Origin of the sequence: Streptomyces sp. NPDC051738, from assembly GCF_044453205.1 — a bacterium.
Lineage (GTDB): Bacteria > Actinomycetota > Actinomycetes > Streptomycetales > Streptomycetaceae > Streptomyces.
On sequence record NZ_JBITCM010000005.1, the window covers coordinates 189443 to 207403 of the forward strand.

Below are 17961 nucleotides of genomic sequence, written 5' to 3' on the forward strand. Positions count from 1 at the left end.
CGAGGGTACAGCACTTGGTCGGCGCACCCGACATCCCCGCCCGGTGATCTGGGTCACCTATTGGCCGGTGTGGGTATCTGCCCTGTGCGGAGTCCGGTGCACCGACCGCACCTCCTTCGTCACCGGATCTCCGTGACCAGTAGGGGCCGCACCTCAGGGTCGTCTCAGGGGCGCGGTCCGGAACTGCCGGAAGCGCGGACCCGTTTTCAGGACAGAGAGCGGCAGTGGCCGCGAAGGAGGCGACGCACATGTCGAAGAACGCGAAGATCGCCGCGGGAGGTGTGGCGGCGGGTCTCATCCTGTTGATCTGGCTGCCCTGGTGGGCCGCGCTCCTGATCATTCTGGGAGTCCCGGCCGCCGCGTATCTCACGCTCGATCCGTCACAGCGGCGCAGGCTGCGCCGCGCCACCCGCAAGGAACTCGGTCGCTGATGCTCACCTGGCATCCGGTGCGACCGGCGTGGACAGCGCGCAGGAGTTGAGTACCTCGCCGTTCGCGGGCCTGCCGACGGTATGGTCCGCGGGCGGTCGAGTGCCGCGCTCCACCCATGACACCAGCGCGTCGAACGCCGACCGGTAGCAGGGCAGGATCGGCCGGAGCCGGTCCGGATAGGTGTCGTACAGCCCGTCGACATGGGTGCCGCCCGCGATCGTGAAATAGCGGTGCAGTGGGCCCCGCCCGCTCGCGTCCACCATGCGCGCGTACACGTCCGAGTCGACGGCCTTCGGCAGCAGCGCGTCCAGGTCACCGTGCAACGTGATCAGGGGCCTGCCGATGCGCCCGGTCAGCGCGATGCGGCTCACCGCGCGGTGGACGGACGCCGGACGGGACGCGTAGTCGTATGCGGCATCGGACGCGCACGGCGCGAGGATCTGCTCCGGCGTGCTCCCGGCGGACGGACCGGGACAGCCGGGGTCGTATGCCGGGTCGAACTCGGCGCGGTAGATCTTCTGCGTGACTCCCCAGTAGGCCTGCTCGTGGTACGGCCACAGAAACTCGGAGCCACGCGCGAAACCCGCCGCGTACAGGTCTTCGTCCCGCGCGCCGCCGAGCACGCGTGCCACTGCAATGGGCAAGGAGGTGAGGAGGTTGGGGCCGTCCGTGGTCCACAGGGCACCCTCCCAGTCCACGCCGCCGTCGTACAGCTCGGGATGGTTCTCCAGCTGCCAGCGGGTGAGATAGCCGCCGTTGGAGATGCCGGTCATGTACGTCCGGCGCGGAGCTTGCCCGTAGCGCTGGGCCACCGCCTTGCGAGCGGCCCGGGTGAGCTCGGTGGTCCGCGTGTTCCACTCGGCGACCGCGTCTCCGGGGCGCTTGCCGTCGCGGTAGAAGTCGGCGCCGCTGTTGCCCTTGTCGGTCGAGGCGTAGGCGTAACCCAGGGCGAGCGCCTGGTCGGAGATCGCCGTGTCCGTGGCGTACTGCCGACGGGTGCCAGGGGCTCCGGTGACGACCAGTCCGCCGTTCCAGCGGTCCGGCAGCCGGATCACGAACTGGGCGTCGTGCTGCCAGCCGTGCGTGGCGTTGAAGCGGGAGGAGTCAGGGAAGTATCCGTCGATCTGAATCCCGGGAACCCCGCTCGGCGTCCGAGTTCCCCGAGCCGTCAGTCCGGCCTGGTCGGCCATGTCGGTGTAGGGCGTCCCGGCGAGTCCAGCCGTGGTCAGATCCGAGAGGCAGGCGCTCTGCTGGAATGCCGCGCCGGGTACTCGCACGCGATCCTGACGGACACAGTGGTGCTCGCCAACTGCCTTGGCCGCAGCGGGAGTCGGCCAGCTCAGGGCGCCGACCAGCAGCGTGGCGGCGACGAACGGGACACCTCGGGACGGGCGCATGACGGCCTCCTTGAAGGCGGGAGACGGAACACAACACGAAGAGCGGAGCCGCGAAGGCTGCCTCATGGTGCGGGTCTGGTTCCGCGCCTTCCATGGGGTGGGGCCACATGGAACGTCGCTGTCGAATGGGGCGTCGAGACAGGGATGGGAGGCCAAGGGGCTCCGCACAGCAACAGGAGACCCCGTGGCTCCGCATAGAACAGGAGGCCTGGTGGCTCCGTAGTGATCGCCGGTGGCTGCAGGCGTGAGGCATCCGTGGCATCTGTTTCGCGCACTGCTGCCGGCTCCGCAGACCGCAGCCTGGCCGGACGCGGGTCGCCGCCTGCTCCAGACCGCCGCCCATCGCCCGGGCGATGCCTCAGTTCGGCCGGACGGCCATCTTGTCGAGAGCTTCCAGCAGCCCGGGCAGCTCCGGTCCGCGGCCGACCGGCAGGACCTCGCCGGGTTCGTCGTCGAGGAGCACGAACGCGATGTCGTCGGTCCTGGCGACCAGCGACCAGCCGGGACCGTCCGCACGCAGGGTCCGTGCGTCACCCGGGGCGAACGACGACCGGACGCGGCCGAGGGGCGGCGCGGAGTCCACGTACGCGCGCGCCTCGGCGAGCACCCGCCGGATTCCGCTGTGGCGTACCTTCCCCCCGGCCTTCTCCGCCTCTTCGCCCTGGCCTTTGCCTGCGCCGCCCTCGCCCCGGTCCTTGCTTGGGCCCTCGCTCCTGTCCTCGCCTTCGTCCTTGCCCGCGGCGGCGTCCGACCCGCCGCCCGGTGTCGCGAAGGCGGCGTCGTTGACCTGATCCCGCCACGTCGCCCACTGCAGGGCGATCTCGTCGGCGCCCAGGCGCCGCTGAGCCGGGCCCCAGACGCTCGTGTCGGGCGGCGCCAGGAGCGGACCGTCCGCGACCTCCGGGGCGGGATCGTGCGGGGCGGGAACATTGGGTGCGGCGACGGCCACCGCGAGGGGCCATCCGGGCAGGGCGGCCACGACCGTGCGTTCGTTCGGCGACAGGTCGTATTCCATGCCGCAGTCCCAGGACGCGATGGCGACGGCGACCAGGGAGACGTCGTCGATGACGACCGTCCACCGGGCGCCCTCGCCGTCCTGGCCCAGTACCAGGCCGTACCCGTCGGCGAGCGGCGCGAGGTCGAGCGCCGCGCATGCCTCCGGATAGTCGTCGCCCAGCACGCTCGGGAACTGCGCCGGTGTCAGCAACACCGCCGTCAGCACGTAGAGCGCGTCGTCCGCAGCGGCGACGGCCTCCTCGTCCGTCCCGGCCATCCCAGCCTCCCCATCGGTTCGTCCATCGGCGCGCACCCTAGTGCGCCCGGAAGCCGCTTGTCACGACTCCCAGACACACCCGGAGCTGCAGTTTTCCGACTGGACGGGGCGAATCGACCGCGAATGTCCGCGGTGTCAGGCCGCAGGGAGCCCCAGGAGGGACCGGGCGACGGTCTGCGGCGACTCGTCGCGCTCCCGAGCGAGCGCGATCACGGCCCGGCACGCCAGCTCACTCACCCCGAACGAGAGCGCCTCCGGAGACACCCAGCCCGTGGCCTCGTCGATCTGCTCCTGGTCGTCCTCCGCGCAGGCCGACACGTACACGGCGGCGGCCTCGAACAGGTTGTGCGTGCGCCTGTCCTTGTCCTTGCCGGTGTCCGTCTCCACGCGCAAGGAACGGAGAAATCTCGCACACGACTCGCGCACTTTGCCCCACATACTGACCGCCTTCCCCCTGTGTGGCTGATCTGACCGATCATCCATCTTCCTGTAATCAACGTAGAGTTGGAGTCTCGGCGACAGAAGGGGGCGGTCGCCGAAGCTCCAGGGGAGGACGCGATGAGGCAGGCCGAGTTCGACGGCAAGGGCAGTTGCATCCGCTGGACGGAGACGCCGGGGGAGGGACCCGCGCGCGTGTATGTGCACGGACTGGGGTCGGTCTCCTCCGTCTACCACGCCCACATCGCGGCCCGGCCGGAACTCGCAGGTCGCCGCAGCCTGTTCATCGATCTGCCCGGGCACGGCATCAGCGACCGGCCCGAGGACTACGGGTACCGGCTTGAGGACCACGCCGACGCCCTGGCGACGGCCCTGGACGCGGCGGGGCTGACCGGCGTGGAGCTGATCGCGCACAGCATGGGCGGCTCCGTCGCCATTGTGCTCGCCCGTCGTCGGCCCGACCTCGTCACCCGCCTGCTCCTCACCGAGGCCAATCTCGACGCCTCGCCTCCGCCCGCCGCCGGAAGCGCGTGGATCACGGCCTACGACGAGGACGAGTTCGTCGGCGGCGCGTACGCGCGCGTGCTGGAAGCCGTCGGGCCCTTCTGGGCGGCGACCATGAGGTTGGCCGACCCGCGCGCCCTGCACCGCAGTGCCACCTGGCTGAGGCGCGGCTCCGAGCCGATCATGCGCGACATCCTCGAAGGGCTGTCGGTCGACCGCGTGTACCTACAGGGCGAGCTCACCGGCGAACTCCCCGGCAGGAAGGGCCTGGAAGCCGCCGGCGTACGGGTCGTGACCGTGCCCGGCGCCGGTCACAACGTCATGTTCGACAATCCCGACGCCTTCGTCGCGGCGGTCGTCGGGCAGAACTGAGACGTCAGGACTCCCGTACGGCCAGCGCCAGGAACCGGTCGTCCTCGTCGACGTACGACGTCATGCGCCACCCGGAACCGGCCAGCAGCGACCGGAGATTCGGCTCGGCCCGCAGGTCGTCCGCAGTGATCTGCCGGCCCTGGCGGGCCGCGAGCGCCGCCCTGCCGATCGGGTGGAACAGCGCGAGCGTGCCGCCCGGGCGCACCGCGCGGGCCAGCTCCCGCAGGTTGGCCGCGGGATGGGGCAGGTGTGCGATGAGGCCGGCCGCGAACACGGCGTCGAGCGACTCCGACCGCACCGGCAGCGCGGCCACGTCGGCGAGCAGCAACTGCCCGTCCCGGTCCCGTCCGGCCCGTACGGCGGCCTCCAGCATCGCCGGGGTCAGATCGGCCCCGATGACCACTCCCGAGGGCCCCACGGCGGCACGCAGCGGCGTCAGGGCGCGTCCGGTGCCGCAGCCCGCGTCGAGCACGCGCGCCCCCTCGCGCAGCCCGAGCTCGGCGACCGCGGCCGCGTGGGCGGGCTCGTCGTCGGGGAACTTGGTGTCCCAGTCGGCGGCGCGGGCCGAGAAGAACTCCTGCACGTGCGTGTGGTCGTCGCTCATGTTCCGCATGATCCCTCACCGGGACGGATGACACCGCTGTGCACATGTTCGAGCGTGACGCGATCGTTCCGGTGCATCGGTGCGTCATATTCCAACAGCTTTCGAAATGCGCCCCCCTTGCGCGCCCGCGCTGCGGCTAGCGTCCCGGAGCCATGGGACACCTGGACCACGCCGCCTTGGGCTGGCTGACCCCCGTGCTGTCGTTTGTGATGGCGTGCATAGGCGCCGCGCTGGGACTGCGCTGCACCGTCCGCGCGCTGAGCGCCACCGGCCGGTCGCGCCGCAACTGGCTGATCACCGCGGCCTCGGCGATCGGCACCGGCATCTGGACCATGCACTTCGTGGCCATGCTGGGCTTCAGCGTGAGCGGCACCGACATCCGCTACGACGTGCCACTCACCATCGTGAGCCTCCTCGTCGCCATGACCGTCGTCTGCGCCGGCGTCTTCGCCGTCGGCTACAGCCGTGACCGTACCCGCGCGCTCTTCCTCGGCGGGCTCACCACCGGGCTCGGCGTCGCGAGCATGCACTACCTGGGCATGGCCGCCGTACGGCTCCATGGCGACGTCACCTACGACCCCGTCCTCGTCGGACTCTCCGTCCTGATCGCGGTCGTCGCGGCGACGGCGGCCCTGTGGGCGGCGCTCAACATCAAGTCGCCGATCGCCGTCACCATCGCCTCCCTGATCATGGGCGCCGCGGTCAGCAGCATGCACTACACCGGCATGTTCGCGGTCGGTGTCGACGTCACGCCCTCCGGCGGAGTCCTGCCCGGGGCCACGGCGATGCAGTTCATCTTCCCCCTCGCCGTCGGCCTCGGGTCCTACCTCTTCCTGACCTCGGCCTTTGTCGCACTGTCGCCCACGACGGGCGAACGCGAGGCGTCCGCGTCGGCTCAGCGGCCGGTCGAGGGCGCCGTCGGCTAGCGGCGGATCCGGACCGGCGACGGCCCGGAGGGCACGCCCCCGAACCACTTCCGAGCGAGGAGGCCATGCGTACACCCCGTAGGACCACCGCGGCCGACGGCACGACGCCGTCCACGCCCCCCGTGCGAGGCCGCCGCGCCCATGCCGGACCGCCGGCCGACGAACGCCCTGAAGAGCCCGCAGGCGTGTCGCCTGATGCCCCGCCCACGCGCGCGGAGCGCTGGCGCATACGGCCACGCACCGTACGCGCCAAGATCGTCTGCCTGCTGATGGTGCCCGTCGTCTCCCTGCTCGCCCTGTGGGCCTACGCCACCGTCACCACCGCACAGGACGTGTCCAGGCTGCGCCAGTTGCAGCGCGTCGACTCCGAGATCAGGGCCCCCGTCGCGGCCGCCGTAGCCGCCCTCCAGGCCGAACGCGCGGCCGCGGTCCGCTACGCGGGCGACCCTTCCGCCGGGCAGAGCGGCGACTACAAGCAGCTCGCGCGGGACACGGGCCGGGCGGTGGCACGGCTGCGGCTCGACGACCGCAGCACGGTTGCCGACGGTGAGGAACTCCCGGCTGGAGTGGCCGGCCGACTCGACGCCTTCGTCACCGGCGCCGAGCAGCTGAACACCGTACGCATTGCTGTCCTCGACGGCCGTTCGGGCTGGGACGAGGCGTACGGGCGATACACGCAGACCATCGCGAGCGCGTTCGCGGTCGGCGGTGCGCTCAGCGGAATCCAGGACGCCGAACTCGGCTCCGACGCGCGCGTGCTGCTCGAATTCGCCCGCGCGGGCGAGGCGTTGGCCCAGGAGGACGTAGTGCTGGACAGCGCACGCCTCGCCGGGCGTCTCGACGGAGTGCGACTGCGGCTGTTCACGGGCGCCGTCGACACCCGCCGTACCCTCACCGAGTCCGCCGTCGCCGACCTGCGGGGCCCCGAACGCACGGCCTGGCAGAGCCTCGCCGACGGCAGCGGCTACGCAGCCGTGGCCGCCGTCGAGGACAAGGTCCTCGCCACCGCACCGGGCGTACGGGCGATCGACGCGGTGCCGGAAGCCACCTGGAGCAAGGCACACGCACGCGTGCAGGGCGGAATGCGGACGATCGAGCAGGACGCCGGGCGCGATGTCGCGGAGCGCGCCGACCCCTTCACCCGCGGGCTGCTCAGCCCGGCCGGCGCCGCCGTACTGCTCGGGCTCGCCGCTGTCGTCGCCTCGCTCGTGATCTCCGTACGTATCGGACGGGGCCTCGTCGTCGAACTGGTCAGCCTGCGCAACGGCGCTCTGGAGATCGCCCGGCGCAAACTCCCCGAAGCGATGCGGAAGCTGCGGGCCGGCGAGGAGATCGACATCCGGGCCGAGGCGCCGCCCGGACCGCCCGCCGAGGACGAGACCGGTCAGGTCGGCGAGGCCCTGGGCACCGTCCACCGTGCCGCTCTGCGGGCCGCCGTGGAGCGCGCCGAACTCGCCAGCGGCATCTCCGGGGTCTTCGTCAACCTTGCCCGGCGCAGCCAGGTCCTGGTGCATCGCCAACTGAGCCTGCTGGACAGCATGGAGCGGCGTTCCGACGATCCGAACGAACTGAGCGACCTCTTCCGGCTCGACCATCTCACCACGCGCATGCGACGCCACGCGGAGAGCCTGATCATCCTCTCGGGAGCGGCGCCCGGCCGGGCCTGGCGCATGCCCGTCTCCCTGACCAGCGTGGTTCGCGCGGCCGTCTCCGAAGTCGAGGACTACGCGCGCGTGGAGCTACGACAACTCCCCGAGACGTCCGTCATAGGCGCGGCCGTCGCCGACCTCACCCACCTCCTGGCCGAACTCGTCGAGAACGCCGCCCAGTTCTCACCGCCCCACACGCGCGTGCGTATCACCGGCGAGCCCGTCGGCAACGGCTATGCCGTCGAGGTCGAGGACCGCGGACTCGGCATGGGCAAGGAGACTCTCGCCGAGGCCAACCGGCGCATCGAGCAGTCCGAGGCACTCGACCTGTTCGACAGCGACCGACTCGGCCTCTTCGTGGTGAGCAGGCTCGCGTCCCGGCACGGCATCAAGGTGCATCTGCGTACCTCGCCGTACGGCGGCACCACCGCGGTCGTCCTGCTGCCCACGTCCCTGCTGCACAACGCGACGGCGGAACGTTCCCCCGGCAGGGAGGCGGAGTCCGAGCGGTCCGCCGAACGCGAGTACGCGCGCGTGCCCGCCGCCGACCGGCACCGGGAATCCGTCCACAGGGTCACCGACCGGCACCAGGAATCCGTCCACGCGGCCGCCGAACGACCCGCGCTGGTGGCTCCCGTACCGCCCGTGGCCAGGTCCACGACCGACACCCCACCCCCCGGAGTCACCACCTTGCGACTGCACCGTCCCCCGGACGACTCCGAAGCCTCCGACGACCTCCCACGCCGTGTACGACAGGCGAGCCTCGCGCCCCAACTGCGCGCAGGGCGCCCGGAGGAACCACCGGAGACAGTCGCCTCCCGCCACGACGACGGGCGTACCCCCGAACTCGTCAGGGACCGCATGGCGGCATACCGCGACGGCTGGGCGCGCGGCGGCGGCAGGCAGCCCGGCCGCGGTGCCACTCCCGATTCCACAGCGCGCAGCGACAGCAGCGAAGGAGATCTCGCATGATCCAGGATCCGAGCATGAGGGCCGCCCAGCGGTCCGGCGAACTCGACTGGCTGCTGGACGACCTGGTGCTGCGGGTGGGCGAGGTGCGGCACGCCGTGGTGCTGTCCAACGACGGACTCGCCGTGGGCGCGTCGACGGGCCTCCGCCGCGAGGACGCCGAGCACCTCGCAGCGGTCGCGTCCGGCTTCCACAGCCTGGCCAAGGGCGCGGGGCGGCACTTCGGCGCCGGGGGAGTGCGCCAGACCATGGTGGAGATGGACGACGCCTTCCTGTTCGTGGCGGCCGCGGGCGACGGCTCCTGCCTCGCGGTCCTCACCGCCGTGACCGCCGACATCGGGCTGGTGGCCTATGAGATGGCACGGCTGGTCAAACGCGTCGGCGAGCATCTCTACACGCCAACGCGGGCCAGCGCGCGGCCGCCCGCCGCGGGATGAGACGGAAGGGCGGTCCGCGCACATGACGGAGGACACTACGGGCGCTCCGCGCGAGCAGGGCAGTCAGTGGTACGACAGCGAGGCCGGGCCCCTCGTGCGCCCGTACGCCATGACGGGCGGGCGGACCAGGCCCGGTCCCACCGGGGTGCGTTTCGACCTGATCGCCCTCGTCACGCTGGACGCCGCCGCGCCCGGAGCCGACGACGACACCGCGCTCGGGCCGGAACACCGGTCCCTCATCGAACTGTGCCGTCCGGAGACGCAGTCGGTCGCGGAACTGGCCGCGGGCGCCGATCTGCCCGTGGGGGTCGTCAGGGTGCTCCTCGGCGACCTCCTGGAAATGGGCTGCGTCACCGTCAGCCGTCCGGTACCGCCCGCGCAGCTTCCGGACGAGCGGATTCTGCGCGAGGTGATCGAAGGATTGCGGGCGCTGTAAATGACACTTCAAGGAAAGATACGGTCGCCTGGGGCAAAAAGCGGTCCAACGCCTCGAAAGTCAGCCGCAGTTGTCATGATGCTGACTTCGCACCGCGACGTCGACCGATGCCGGCACTCCAGAGAGAAGTGATCGATGGTCTCCGAGCACTCCGACGCGTCCGACGCCTCCGATGGCGAGACGACCGCGCTGGCGTTGAAGATCCTTGTCGCCGGTGGATTCGGCGTCGGGAAGACCACCCTGGTGGGCGCGGTCAGTGAGATCCGGCCGCTGCGCACCGAGGAACTGCTCAGCGAAGCCGGGCAGTTGGTGGACGACACTGACGGTGTCGACCAGAAGGTCACCACGACCGTCGCCATGGACTTCGGACGCATCACCATCCGGTCCGGCCTGTCCCTCTACCTCTTCGGCACCCCGGGCCAGGACCGCTTCTGGTTCCTGTGGGACGAACTGTCGCAGGGAGCCCTGGGCGCGGTGGTCCTCGCCGACACCAGGCGCCTGGAGGACTGCTTCCCCGCCGTGGACTACTTCGAGCACCGGCACATCCCCTTCGTCGTGGCCGTCAACTGCTTCGCGGGCGCCCGCGCCTACGGCGCCCAAGACGTCTCACGCGCCCTCGACCTGGACCAGGGAACGCCCGTGGTCCTCTGCGACGCCAGGGACCGCGACTCGGGAAAGGAGGTGCTGATCCGGCTCGTCGAGTACGCCGGACGGATGCACACCGCCCGGCTGCTCGACTCCGTGGGATGACCGGTTCTCAGCCGCCGCAGGCTTCGTGCGGCGTGGGGATCGCCCTCACTCCGCGACGCCCTTCTCCGCCAGTACCTTCTCGATGGTGACGCGGACCAGGAGTTCCCCCGGAACGCCGTTGCGCTCCCCGAACTCCTCCGCGCGCTCCTCGCCCATGTACCGCGCCCCGATACGCCCGGCCCAGTGCCTCAGCTCCTCGAGATCCGCAGAGATCCGGGCACGGCCCCGCAGCACCACGAAGTCGTACGGCGGCTGATCGACGTCCACGCACAGCGCCACCCTGCCGTCCCGGGCCAGATTGCGCCCTTTCACACTCGACTCGCCGGTGTTGAACACCACCTCGTCCCCGTCGAGCACGAACCAGATCGGCGTCACATGCGGGCTCCCGTCGGCTCGTACGGTCGACAGCTTGCCGGTGCGCGTGCCGTGCGAGACGAACGCACGCCATTCCTCATCGGTCATCTTCTGCGCCATGCCCCCATCCTCCTTGCCCATGGGCCGGATCGTCGGGAATGGTGGCGAAGGAGATTCCTCCGGTGCAGGGGGAGACATCTACACGGGGAGACCGGATCATGGCGCAGAACCAGGGACTTGGCTGGCTCCTGGACGACCTGACAGAGCGCGTCGATCATGTGCGACACGCGTTGGTGCTGTCCAACGACGGCCTCGTCACCGGCGCGAGCACGGGACTGCGACGCGAGGACGCCGAGCACCTCGCCGCCGTCTCGTCCGGACTGCACAGCCTGGCGAAGGGCTCGGGACGACACTTCGGCGCGGGCCGAGTGCGCCAGACGATGATCGAGTTCGACGACGCCGTCCTGTTCGTCACCGCGGCGGGCACCGGCAGTTGTCTGTGCGTACTCAGCGGCTCCGAGGCCGACATCGGCCAGATCGCCTACGAGATGACCCTGCTCGTCAACCGAGTCGGCGAGCATCTCGACGTGGACGCCCGACAGCCCGAACGGGCACCGGTAACAGACCTCTGACCTGCTGATTCGTCATCCCCCGCAGAGTTATCCACAGGCTCGCCACGAGATCTGGCGGATTGGCTACGGTTTTGTCACGGCGAACGCACACAGCGTGAGCCACTGACTCCACGGGGGCCATCACCATGTCTGGCGACACCATCACGAAGCCGCACCACCCGTCCTGCACGCCGAGCCGAGCGGCCCGGGACCTGGGGCTGAAGCGAAGGGAGTTGGAGCTTGCCGTCCACCTCGGGCTCATGCGGACCGTGCCCGACGAAGGAGGCGGGGGCCGGCGTGTTCCACGGTCCGAGATCGACCGGCTGCGTTCGGAGACCGGGTTCCCCGACTTGTTGCTGGAGCGCGTGAAGGCGGTCGGGACCGTGGAGGGCGCGGGCCTGATGGACGTGCCCAACGGAAGGTTCACGCGCCTTGCCCGTCTGGGGCTGATCGTGCCGGTGAGCTGGTATCTGAACCGCTATCGAGCCGTGGTCTGGCTGTATCTGGCCGAGGAGTTGAAGCAGTTCGCCACCGATGAGAAGAACGCCCCACTGCTGAACGCCCGCCGAACGCCCGAGGGGCTGCGCGGCATGCTGGACGCCGGCGTGGATCTGCGTCCGCGCAACTGGCGCGGACGTCACCGGGGCTTCCTGCTGCGACAGACCGACGACCCATGGGAGAGGGCGGGCGCGTTGGCCGCGTTCCTCGATCCCGTCCAGATCGCGGAAATCGTTCCCGATCCCTATGAGCGCTCCCATCTGAACCGCTTCCGGCCAGGGCCGCCGGCATCCGGGGCACCGGGTTCGCCCGCCGCGCACATCGCCGAGAGGCTCATGACGGCGGACGACCCGGACGAGATCAGCTGGCTGCGGGCCGACCTCACGGCAGTCCTGCACGAAGCGCGAGAGACGCGGGCCGCGCCGCGTCCCACAGCGAACCGGGCCCCGGTGCCGACGCATCCAGTGCCCGATGGGCTGCCCAGGTCCGAGGAGCCGGAGCGGGCACGCGGCCTGCTGAGCCGGCTGCGGCGCAGGACTCCCCGGACTACAGCGCCCTGAACAGACCCTCCTGGACGACGGACACCAGCAGGCGTCCCTCCACGTCGTAGATCCGTCCACGGGCGAGGCCCCGCCCGCCGGTCGCGATCGGCGACTCCTGGTCGTACAGGAACCACTCGTCCGCACGGAACGGCCGGTGGAACCACATGGCGTGGTCCAGCGAGGCGATGTCAAAGCTGCGCGGGCCCCACAGCGGCTCGACCGGAATGCGGACCGCGTCCAGGAGGGTCATGTCGCTGGCGTAGGTCAGCGCGCAGGTGTGCACGACCGGGTCGTCGCCCAGCGGCCCGACCGCGCGCATCCACACCGCGCTGCGCGGTTCGGCGTCCTTGACGTCCTCGGCGTTCCAGCGCAGCCGGTCCACATAGCGGATGTCGAAGGGCTGGCGGCGCGCCATCCGCTCCAACTGTTCGGGCAGCGTGCCCAGATGCTCCCGGATCTCGTCGGTGACCGTCGGCAGCGAATCCGGGTCCGGGACCTTGCGGGCCGGCGGCAGCTGGTGCTCGAAGCTCCCTTGCTCAGGCTTGTGAAAGGAGGCGGTGAGATTGAAGATCGTGCGGCCCTGCTGCACGGCGGTGACCCGGCGGGTCGTGAACGACCTGCCGTCCCGCACCCGTTCGACCTGGTACACGATCGGCACGCCCGGCCGGCCCGGGCGCAGGAAGTACGCGTGCAGCGAGTGCACGGGACGGTCGCCGTCCGTGGTGCGCGCGGCCGCGACCAGCGCCTGGCCGGCCACCTGGCCGCCGAAGACCCGCTGCAGGGACTCCTGTGGGCTGCGGCCCCGGAAGATGTTGACCTCGATCTGCTCCAGGTCGAGCAGGTCGACGAGCCTTTCGGCCGGGTTCGTCGTCATGGGTGAGAGTCTCCTGTGCTCACAACTGGCCTACGTCGGTGACCCGGACCACCGCGCGGCTCTCCGCGTCGGAGGCGGTGAGGTCGATCTCCGCGCTGATGCCCCAGTCATGGTCGCCGTTCGGGTCGTCGAAGATCTGGCGGACTCGCCACAGCCGGTTCTCCGGCTCCTCCTCGATCACCAGGAGCTTGGGACCACGCGCGTTGGGTCCGGTACCGAGGTCCTCGTACTCGTCCCAGTACTTGTCCATCGCCTCGCCCCAGGCGTCGGCGTCCCAGCCTGCCTCGGCGTCCAGCTCGCCCAGCTCCTCGACCTGGTCGAGGGCGGCGAGCTCGACGCGGCGGAACAGGGCGTTGCGGACGAGGACGCGGAAGGCGCGCGCGTTCGTGGTGACCGGCTTGACCTCGTCGGCCTTCTCCTGGGCCTCCTCGGCGGTCATCTCCTCCGGGTTGGCGAGCTGCTCCCACTCGTCGAGCAGACTCGAGTCGACCTGGCGCACCATCTCGCCGAGCCACTCGATCAGATCCTGCAGATCCTCGGACTTGAGGTCGTCCGGGATGTTGTGATCGAGGGTCTTGTAGGCGCTGGCGAGGTAACGCAGCACGATGCCCTCGGTGCGGGCCAGCTCGTAGAAGGACACCAACTCCGTGAAGGACATCGCCCGTTCGTACATGTCCCGGATGACGGACTTCGGCGACAGCGGATGGTCGCCGACCCAGGGGTGGCTCTTGCGGTAGGTGTTGTAAGCGTGGAAGAGCAGCTCTTCCAGGGGCTTCGGGTAGGAGATGTCCTGGAGGCGCTCCATGCGCTCCTCGTACTCGACGCCGTCCGCCTTCATCGCGGCCACGGCCTCGCCCTTGGCCTTGTTCAGCTGGGCGACGAGGATCTGCCGCGGATCGTCCAGGGTGGACTCGACGACGGACACCATGTCGAGGGCGTAGGACGGCGACTCGGGCTCCAGCAGCTCGAACGCGGCCAGAGCGAAGGTGGACAGCGGCTGATTGAGCGCGAAGTCCTGCTGGAGGTCCACGGTGAGGCGGACGATGCGGCCGCTGGCGTCCGGTTCGTCGAGCTTCTCGACGATGCCGCCGTCCAGCAGCGAGCGGTAGATGGCGATCGCTCGGCGGATGTGCCGCAGTTGCTGCTTGCGGGGCTCGTGGTTGTCCTCCAGGAGGTGCCGCATCGCCTCGAAAGCGTTGCCGGGGCGGGCGATCACCGACAGCAGCATGGTGTGCGTGACCCGGAAGCGGGAGGTCAGGGGCTCCGGTTCGGAGGCGATGAGCTTCTCGAAGGTGTTGTCCGTCCAGCCGACGAAGCCCTCGGGTGCCTTCTTGCGGACGACCTTGCGGCGCTTCTTCGGGTCGTCACCCGCCTTGGCGAGCGCCTTCTCGTTCTCGATGACGTGCTCGGGGCCCTGCGCGACAACGAAGCCCGCCGTGTCGAAGCCGGCGCGCCCGGCGCGGCCTGCGATCTGGTGGAACTCCCGGTTGCGCAGCGTGCGGACGCGGTTGCCGTCGTACTTGGTCAGGGCCGTGAACAGCACCGTACGGATGGGGACGTTGACGCCGACGCCGAGCGTGTCAGTACCGCAGATGACCTTCAGCAGACCGGCCTGCGCGAGCTTCTCCACCAGCCGCCGGTACTTGGGCAGCATGCCGGCGTGATGGACGCCGATGCCGTGCCGCACGTAACGGGAGAGGTTGCGGCCGAACTTGGTGGTGAAGCGGAAGTTGCCGATCAGCTCGGCGATCTGGTCCTTCTCCTCGCGCGAGCACATGTTGATGCTCATCAGCGCCTGCGCCCGCTCCACGGCCTGCGCCTGCGTGAAGTGCACGATGTAGACGGGCGCCTGCCTGGTCTCCAGCAGCTCGGTCAGCGTCTCGGTGAGCGGGGTCAGCTTGTACTCGTAGGAGAGCGGCACGGGGCGGGTCGCCGAGCGGACCACCGCCGTCGGGCGGCCGGTGCGCCGGGTGAGGTCCTTCTCGAACATCGAGACATCGCCGAGCGTGGCCGACATCAGGATGAACTGCGCCTGGGGAAGCTCCAGGATCGGGATCTGCCAGGCCCAGCCGCGGTCCCCCTCCGCGTAGAAGTGGAACTCGTCCATGACGACCTGGCCGACATCCGCCTGCTTGCCGTCGCGCAGCGCGATCGACGCGAGCACCTCCGCGGTGCAGCAGATGACGGGGGCATCGGCGTTGACGGACGCGTCTCCGGTCAGCATGCCGACGTTCTCGGTGCCGAAGATCTTGCACAGCTCGAAGAACTTCTCCGAGACCAGCGCCTTGATCGGAGCGGTGTAGAACGTGACCTCGTCCCGGGCCAGCGCAGCGAAGTGGGCACCCGCGGCGATCATGCTCTTGCCGGAGCCGGTGGGCGTCGACACGATCACGTTCGCACCGGAGACCACCTCGATCAGCGCCTCCTCCTGATGGGAGTAGAGCGTGAGACCACGCTCCTCGGCCCACGACTCGAAGGCTTCGTAGAGGGCGTCGGGGTCGGCGGTCGGCGGCAGCTGATCGATGAGGGTCACCCACCCATCTTGCCTGCCCTCATGCCGCATAGGGGAATCGGATGCGAGGGCGAAGATCGCGAACGCTACGCTGTGTCGCCGACGACACGTCAGCGAACCCGGTCAACTGGACAGCGGCACACGAGGAATGGGGCGGGCAACGGCGATGATGGGACCAGCACACTCACTATCGGGGGCCGCGGCCTGGCTCGGCGTCGGAGCGGCCGCCGCCGCTGCCGGGCACGGGATGCCCTGGCCGGTCCTCCTCGCCGGCGCGCTGATCTGCGCCGGGGCCGCTCTGGCCCCGGACCTCGATCACAAGGCGGCCACCATCTCGCGAGCCTTCGGACCGCTGTCGCGCTGGCTGTGCGAGATCGTCGACAAGCTGTCGTACGCCGTCTACAAGGGGACGAAGAAGCAGGGCGATCCGCGTCGCTCCGGTGGGCACCGCACGCTCACGCACACCTGGCTGTGGGCGGTCCTGATCGGCGGGGGCGCCTCGGTCCTGGCGATCACCGGTGGTCGTTGGGCGGTGCTGGCGATCCTGTTCGCGCACATGGTGCTGGCCATCGAGGGACTGCTGTGGCGCGCGACCCGGGGCTCCAGCGCCGATGTCTTGGTGTGGCTGCTGGCCGCGACCAGCTCGTGGATCATCGCCGGGGTCCTGGACAAGCCGGGCAATGGCTCGGACTGGCTGTTCACGGCGCCCGGCCAGGAGTATCTGTGGCTGGGGCTGCCGATCGTGCTGGGCGCGCTCGTGCACGACATCGGGGACGCGCTGACGGTGTCCGGCTGCCCGATCCTGTGGCCGATCCCGGTGGGCCGCAAGCGCTGGTACCCGGTGGGCCCGCCCAAGGCCATGCGGTTCCGGGCGGGCAGCTGGGTCGAGCTCAAGGTGCTGATGCCGGTGTTCATGGTGCTCGGCGGGGTGGGCTGCGCGGCGGCGCTCAACGTCATCTGAGCGGGAGGGGACCGCGGGGCCTCCGGCAGGGGCAGGGGCAGGGGCAGGGGCAGGTTCAGGGACTGGGCCTGGGCCTGGGCCTGGGCCAAATTCAGGGCCAGGTTCCGGGCCAGGGACAGGTTCGGGGCCAGGGCGATCCGCTGGGCATCGGTGCAGGGGAAGTGATCCGGCACCTCCTCACGCCGGTGACCCGCTCTTCCGAATCCCGGGTTCCCAGCCGCCAGGCCTTATGGACCTGCGGTGGGGCCTACCGTGCGCTCGACGGATCACCCGCCCGGGCCCGTCCCGCCGCCATAGCGCCGCTCGAAGGCCGCGACACGGCCCTCCGAGTCCAGGGTCCTCGCCTTGCCCGTGTGGAACGGGTGGCTCTCCGAGGAGATCTCGACGTCCACGACCGGGTAGGTCTCGCCGTCGTCCCAATCGATGGTCTGGTCGCTGGTCGCGGTGGACCGGGTCAGGAAGGCGTAGCCGGCGGAGCGGTCGCGGAAGACGACCGGGTGGTAGTCGGGGTGCTTGTCCTGCTGCATGCGAGTTCCTCCTCTGGCGGCATCGGCAACGGCGGACGACGGTGTGGGGCCGAAGGCACGCGGACCGCGACACAGCGGGCTGTGCGATCTTCCGTACGGCGGCCAGCCGCATGGCGGTCGGTCGAACGACGGTCAGCTGTACAGGGCGTCATCGTCGACGATGTGCATGGCGGCCTCCTCGGCGGACGCCGCTGCGCCGTCGATTCCCACGTCCGTCGCGACGAGCGCGCTCTCCTCGTCCTCGTGGGCCCCTTCGTCGGGGGCCACGAGGCGGCCGGAGCGCATGGCGCCGACCTCGTTGTCGAGGAGTTCCCCGTCGGTGCCGTCGGCGTCGCCCAGGCCGTCGCCGTCCCGGGGGGCCAGGTCGGGCATCTCCTCGGCGAGCCGCTGGTCGAGGGTCTCGCCCTCTCGGCGCTCGGCGGCCGTGACGCCGGTGTGCTCCACCGCCCACGGTCGGTCCGGAGGGGACCAGCCCCGGTCCAGGGGGTCGTCGACGCCGTCGTTCTCCAGGGTGTCCTCCGCGTCGAGCAGCCCCGTGTCCTCACGTTGATCGGATGCGTCGGGCTGGTAGACGTCGTCCCCCCATCCGTCGGCGCTGTTCACGGGTACCTCCAGGTGGTGGGGACGGGCCCGAAGTCACCGCGGGCGGGCTGCCGCGGCGCGGGGCACAGGCCGCACCCGGCGAGAATCGCCTGGTTCCCGGGTGCCCCCGAACCGGTGCCGCTATCCAGCCTTCCACCCCTTTTCGCCCCGGCGCAACGGCACGGGGCCAAGGCGAGCACCGCGGATGGGCCCCGCCTGAATCCATGCCGCCATGCCGGCGCAGGCAGGGCCGGTCCGGGCCACGCCGCCCGGGCGCACTACAGCCCGTCGACCGCGCTCCGTGCCGTCCGGA

General features: G+C 70.5%; 19 protein-coding genes. 10 read left to right on the forward strand and 9 right to left on the reverse strand.

The window, feature by feature from the left end:
• The first annotated feature begins 248 nt into the window (after positions 1-248).
• On the forward strand, positions 249-431 hold the full coding sequence (locus ACIA8X_RS14050) for a hypothetical protein (RefSeq protein WP_031114931.1): 183 nt from the start codon (positions 249-251) through the stop codon (positions 429-431).
• Between the two features lie 3 nt (positions 432-434).
• On the opposite strand, the gene ACIA8X_RS14055 is transcribed toward ACIA8X_RS14050, so the two are convergent.
• From ACIA8X_RS14055 to ACIA8X_RS14065, 3 genes are all read right to left on the reverse strand, one after another.
• Entirely contained in the window at positions 435-1829 is a 1395-nt protein-coding gene (locus ACIA8X_RS14055; protein WP_393446086.1) for a tannase/feruloyl esterase family alpha/beta hydrolase, read from the reverse strand.
• A gap of 358 nt (positions 1830-2187) precedes the next feature.
• Positions 2188-3102, reverse strand: a complete 915-nt coding sequence (locus tag ACIA8X_RS14060; RefSeq protein ID WP_393446084.1) for a hypothetical protein — start codon at positions 3100-3102, stop codon at positions 2188-2190.
• Between the two features lie 135 nt (positions 3103-3237).
• A complete protein-coding gene (locus tag ACIA8X_RS14065) occupies positions 3238-3540 on the reverse strand; it encodes a hypothetical protein (protein ID WP_393446083.1) in 303 nt (100 codons plus the stop codon).
• 120 nt (positions 3541-3660) lie between these two features.
• Between ACIA8X_RS14065 and ACIA8X_RS14070 the strand changes: the two genes are divergently transcribed.
• Positions 3661-4416, forward strand: a complete 756-nt coding sequence (locus ACIA8X_RS14070) for an alpha/beta fold hydrolase (RefSeq protein WP_393446081.1) — start codon at positions 3661-3663, stop codon at positions 4414-4416.
• A 4-nt stretch (positions 4417-4420) separates the two neighbouring features.
• Here the strand turns inward: ACIA8X_RS14070 and ACIA8X_RS14075 are convergent, their stop codons facing one another.
• Positions 4421-5020, reverse strand: a complete 600-nt coding sequence (locus tag ACIA8X_RS14075) for a class I SAM-dependent methyltransferase (RefSeq protein ID WP_393446079.1) — start codon at positions 5018-5020, stop codon at positions 4421-4423.
• A 152-nt stretch (positions 5021-5172) separates the two neighbouring features.
• On the opposite strand from ACIA8X_RS14075, the gene ACIA8X_RS14080 reads away from it, so the two are divergent.
• The 5 genes from ACIA8X_RS14080 to ACIA8X_RS14100 all read left to right on the forward strand — a co-directional run bounded on the left by ACIA8X_RS14080 (position 5173) and on the right by ACIA8X_RS14100 (position 10187).
• The gene (locus ACIA8X_RS14080) at positions 5173-5946 is read left to right on the forward strand and encodes an MHYT domain-containing protein (protein WP_393446078.1); all 774 of its coding nucleotides are present in this window, start codon (positions 5173-5175) and stop codon (positions 5944-5946) included.
• Between the two features lie 65 nt (positions 5947-6011).
• Positions 6012-8567 (forward strand): nitrate- and nitrite sensing domain-containing protein, encoded by a 2556-nt coding sequence (locus tag ACIA8X_RS14085; protein ID WP_393446076.1) that lies wholly within the window; start codon positions 6012-6014, stop codon positions 8565-8567.
• Complete coding sequence (locus tag ACIA8X_RS14090) at positions 8564-9001, forward strand: roadblock/LC7 domain-containing protein (protein WP_393446074.1); 438 nt, start codon at positions 8564-8566, stop codon at positions 8999-9001. Before ACIA8X_RS14085 ends, ACIA8X_RS14090 begins: the two co-directional genes overlap by 4 nt.
• Positions 9002-9023: 22 nt before the next feature.
• Complete coding sequence (locus tag ACIA8X_RS14095) at positions 9024-9437, forward strand: DUF742 domain-containing protein (RefSeq protein WP_093903835.1); 414 nt, start codon at positions 9024-9026, stop codon at positions 9435-9437.
• 135 nt (positions 9438-9572) lie between these two features.
• Positions 9573-10187, forward strand: a complete 615-nt coding sequence (locus tag ACIA8X_RS14100; RefSeq protein WP_393446072.1) for an ATP/GTP-binding protein — start codon at positions 9573-9575, stop codon at positions 10185-10187.
• Positions 10188-10232: 45 nt separating this feature from the next.
• Here the strand turns inward: ACIA8X_RS14100 and ACIA8X_RS14105 are convergent, their stop codons facing one another.
• Positions 10233-10661, reverse strand: a complete 429-nt coding sequence (locus ACIA8X_RS14105) for a PPOX class F420-dependent oxidoreductase (RefSeq protein WP_393446070.1) — start codon at positions 10659-10661, stop codon at positions 10233-10235.
• A 98-nt stretch (positions 10662-10759) separates the two neighbouring features.
• On the opposite strand from ACIA8X_RS14105, the gene ACIA8X_RS14110 reads away from it, so the two are divergent.
• Both ACIA8X_RS14110 and ACIA8X_RS14115 read left to right on the forward strand, forming a co-directional pair.
• Positions 10760-11173, forward strand: a complete 414-nt coding sequence (locus ACIA8X_RS14110) for a roadblock/LC7 domain-containing protein (RefSeq protein WP_393446068.1) — start codon at positions 10760-10762, stop codon at positions 11171-11173.
• Positions 11174-11298: 125 nt separating this feature from the next.
• On the forward strand, positions 11299-12210 hold the full coding sequence (locus ACIA8X_RS14115) for a DUF6397 family protein (protein ID WP_393446066.1): 912 nt from the start codon (positions 11299-11301) through the stop codon (positions 12208-12210).
• Here ACIA8X_RS14115 and ACIA8X_RS14120 read toward each other — a convergent pair.
• Both ACIA8X_RS14120 and ACIA8X_RS14125 read right to left on the reverse strand, forming a co-directional pair.
• A complete protein-coding gene (locus ACIA8X_RS14120) occupies positions 12197-13066 on the reverse strand; it encodes an acyl-CoA thioesterase (RefSeq protein ID WP_393446064.1) in 870 nt (289 codons plus the stop codon). The two genes, ACIA8X_RS14115 and ACIA8X_RS14120, sit on opposite strands and share 14 nt — an antisense overlap.
• Before the next feature lie 19 nt (positions 13067-13085).
• Entirely contained in the window at positions 13086-15599 is a 2514-nt protein-coding gene (locus ACIA8X_RS14125; RefSeq protein ID WP_393446062.1) for a DUF3516 domain-containing protein, read from the reverse strand.
• A 145-nt stretch (positions 15600-15744) separates the two neighbouring features.
• On the opposite strand from ACIA8X_RS14125, the gene ACIA8X_RS14130 reads away from it, so the two are divergent.
• Entirely contained in the window at positions 15745-16539 is a 795-nt protein-coding gene (locus ACIA8X_RS14130) for a metal-dependent hydrolase (protein ID WP_128430271.1), read from the forward strand.
• A 266-nt stretch (positions 16540-16805) separates the two neighbouring features.
• On the opposite strand, the gene ACIA8X_RS14135 is transcribed toward ACIA8X_RS14130, so the two are convergent.
• Positions 16806-17066 (reverse strand): type B 50S ribosomal protein L31, encoded by a 261-nt coding sequence (locus ACIA8X_RS14135; RefSeq protein ID WP_393446059.1) that lies wholly within the window; start codon positions 17064-17066, stop codon positions 16806-16808.
• A 132-nt stretch (positions 17067-17198) separates the two neighbouring features.
• Positions 17199-17669 (reverse strand): DUF5709 domain-containing protein, encoded by a 471-nt coding sequence (locus ACIA8X_RS14140; RefSeq protein ID WP_393446057.1) that lies wholly within the window; start codon positions 17667-17669, stop codon positions 17199-17201.
• Positions 17670-17961 lie beyond the last annotated feature (292 nt).

What these genes read in the sequence shown, in the direction of transcription:
- ACIA8X_RS14070 (WP_393446081.1), top strand. Translation starts at nt 3,661, where the DNA reads ATGAGGCAGGCCGAGTTCGACGGCAAGGGCAGTTGCATCCGCTGGACG.
- ACIA8X_RS14060 (WP_393446084.1), bottom strand. Translation starts at nt 3,102, where the DNA reads ATGGCCGGGACGGACGAGGAGGCCGTCGCCGCTGCGGACGACGCGCTC.
- ACIA8X_RS14075 (WP_393446079.1), bottom strand. Translation starts at nt 5,020, where the DNA reads ATGAGCGACGACCACACGCACGTGCAGGAGTTCTTCTCGGCCCGCGCC.
- ACIA8X_RS14090 (WP_393446074.1), top strand. Translation starts at nt 8,564, where the DNA reads ATGATCCAGGATCCGAGCATGAGGGCCGCCCAGCGGTCCGGCGAACTC.
- ACIA8X_RS14105 (WP_393446070.1), bottom strand. Translation starts at nt 10,661, where the DNA reads ATGGCGCAGAAGATGACCGATGAGGAATGGCGTGCGTTCGTCTCGCAC.
- ACIA8X_RS14065 (WP_393446083.1), bottom strand. Translation starts at nt 3,540, where the DNA reads ATGTGGGGCAAAGTGCGCGAGTCGTGTGCGAGATTTCTCCGTTCCTTG.
- ACIA8X_RS14115 (WP_393446066.1), top strand. Translation starts at nt 11,299, where the DNA reads ATGTCTGGCGACACCATCACGAAGCCGCACCACCCGTCCTGCACGCCG.
- ACIA8X_RS14130 (WP_128430271.1), top strand. Translation starts at nt 15,745, where the DNA reads ATGATGGGACCAGCACACTCACTATCGGGGGCCGCGGCCTGGCTCGGC.
- ACIA8X_RS14100 (WP_393446072.1), top strand. Translation starts at nt 9,573, where the DNA reads ATGGTCTCCGAGCACTCCGACGCGTCCGACGCCTCCGATGGCGAGACG.
- ACIA8X_RS14110 (WP_393446068.1), top strand. Translation starts at nt 10,760, where the DNA reads ATGGCGCAGAACCAGGGACTTGGCTGGCTCCTGGACGACCTGACAGAG.
- ACIA8X_RS14120 (WP_393446064.1), bottom strand. Translation starts at nt 13,066, where the DNA reads ATGACGACGAACCCGGCCGAAAGGCTCGTCGACCTGCTCGACCTGGAG.
- ACIA8X_RS14095 (WP_093903835.1), top strand. Translation starts at nt 9,024, where the DNA reads ATGACGGAGGACACTACGGGCGCTCCGCGCGAGCAGGGCAGTCAGTGG.
- ACIA8X_RS14055 (WP_393446086.1), bottom strand. Translation starts at nt 1,829, where the DNA reads ATGCGCCCGTCCCGAGGTGTCCCGTTCGTCGCCGCCACGCTGCTGGTC.
- ACIA8X_RS14050 (WP_031114931.1), top strand. Translation starts at nt 249, where the DNA reads ATGTCGAAGAACGCGAAGATCGCCGCGGGAGGTGTGGCGGCGGGTCTC.
- ACIA8X_RS14135 (WP_393446059.1), bottom strand. Translation starts at nt 17,066, where the DNA reads ATGCAGCAGGACAAGCACCCCGACTACCACCCGGTCGTCTTCCGCGAC.
- ACIA8X_RS14085 (WP_393446076.1), top strand. Translation starts at nt 6,012, where the DNA reads ATGCGTACACCCCGTAGGACCACCGCGGCCGACGGCACGACGCCGTCC.
- ACIA8X_RS14080 (WP_393446078.1), top strand. Translation starts at nt 5,173, where the DNA reads ATGGGACACCTGGACCACGCCGCCTTGGGCTGGCTGACCCCCGTGCTG.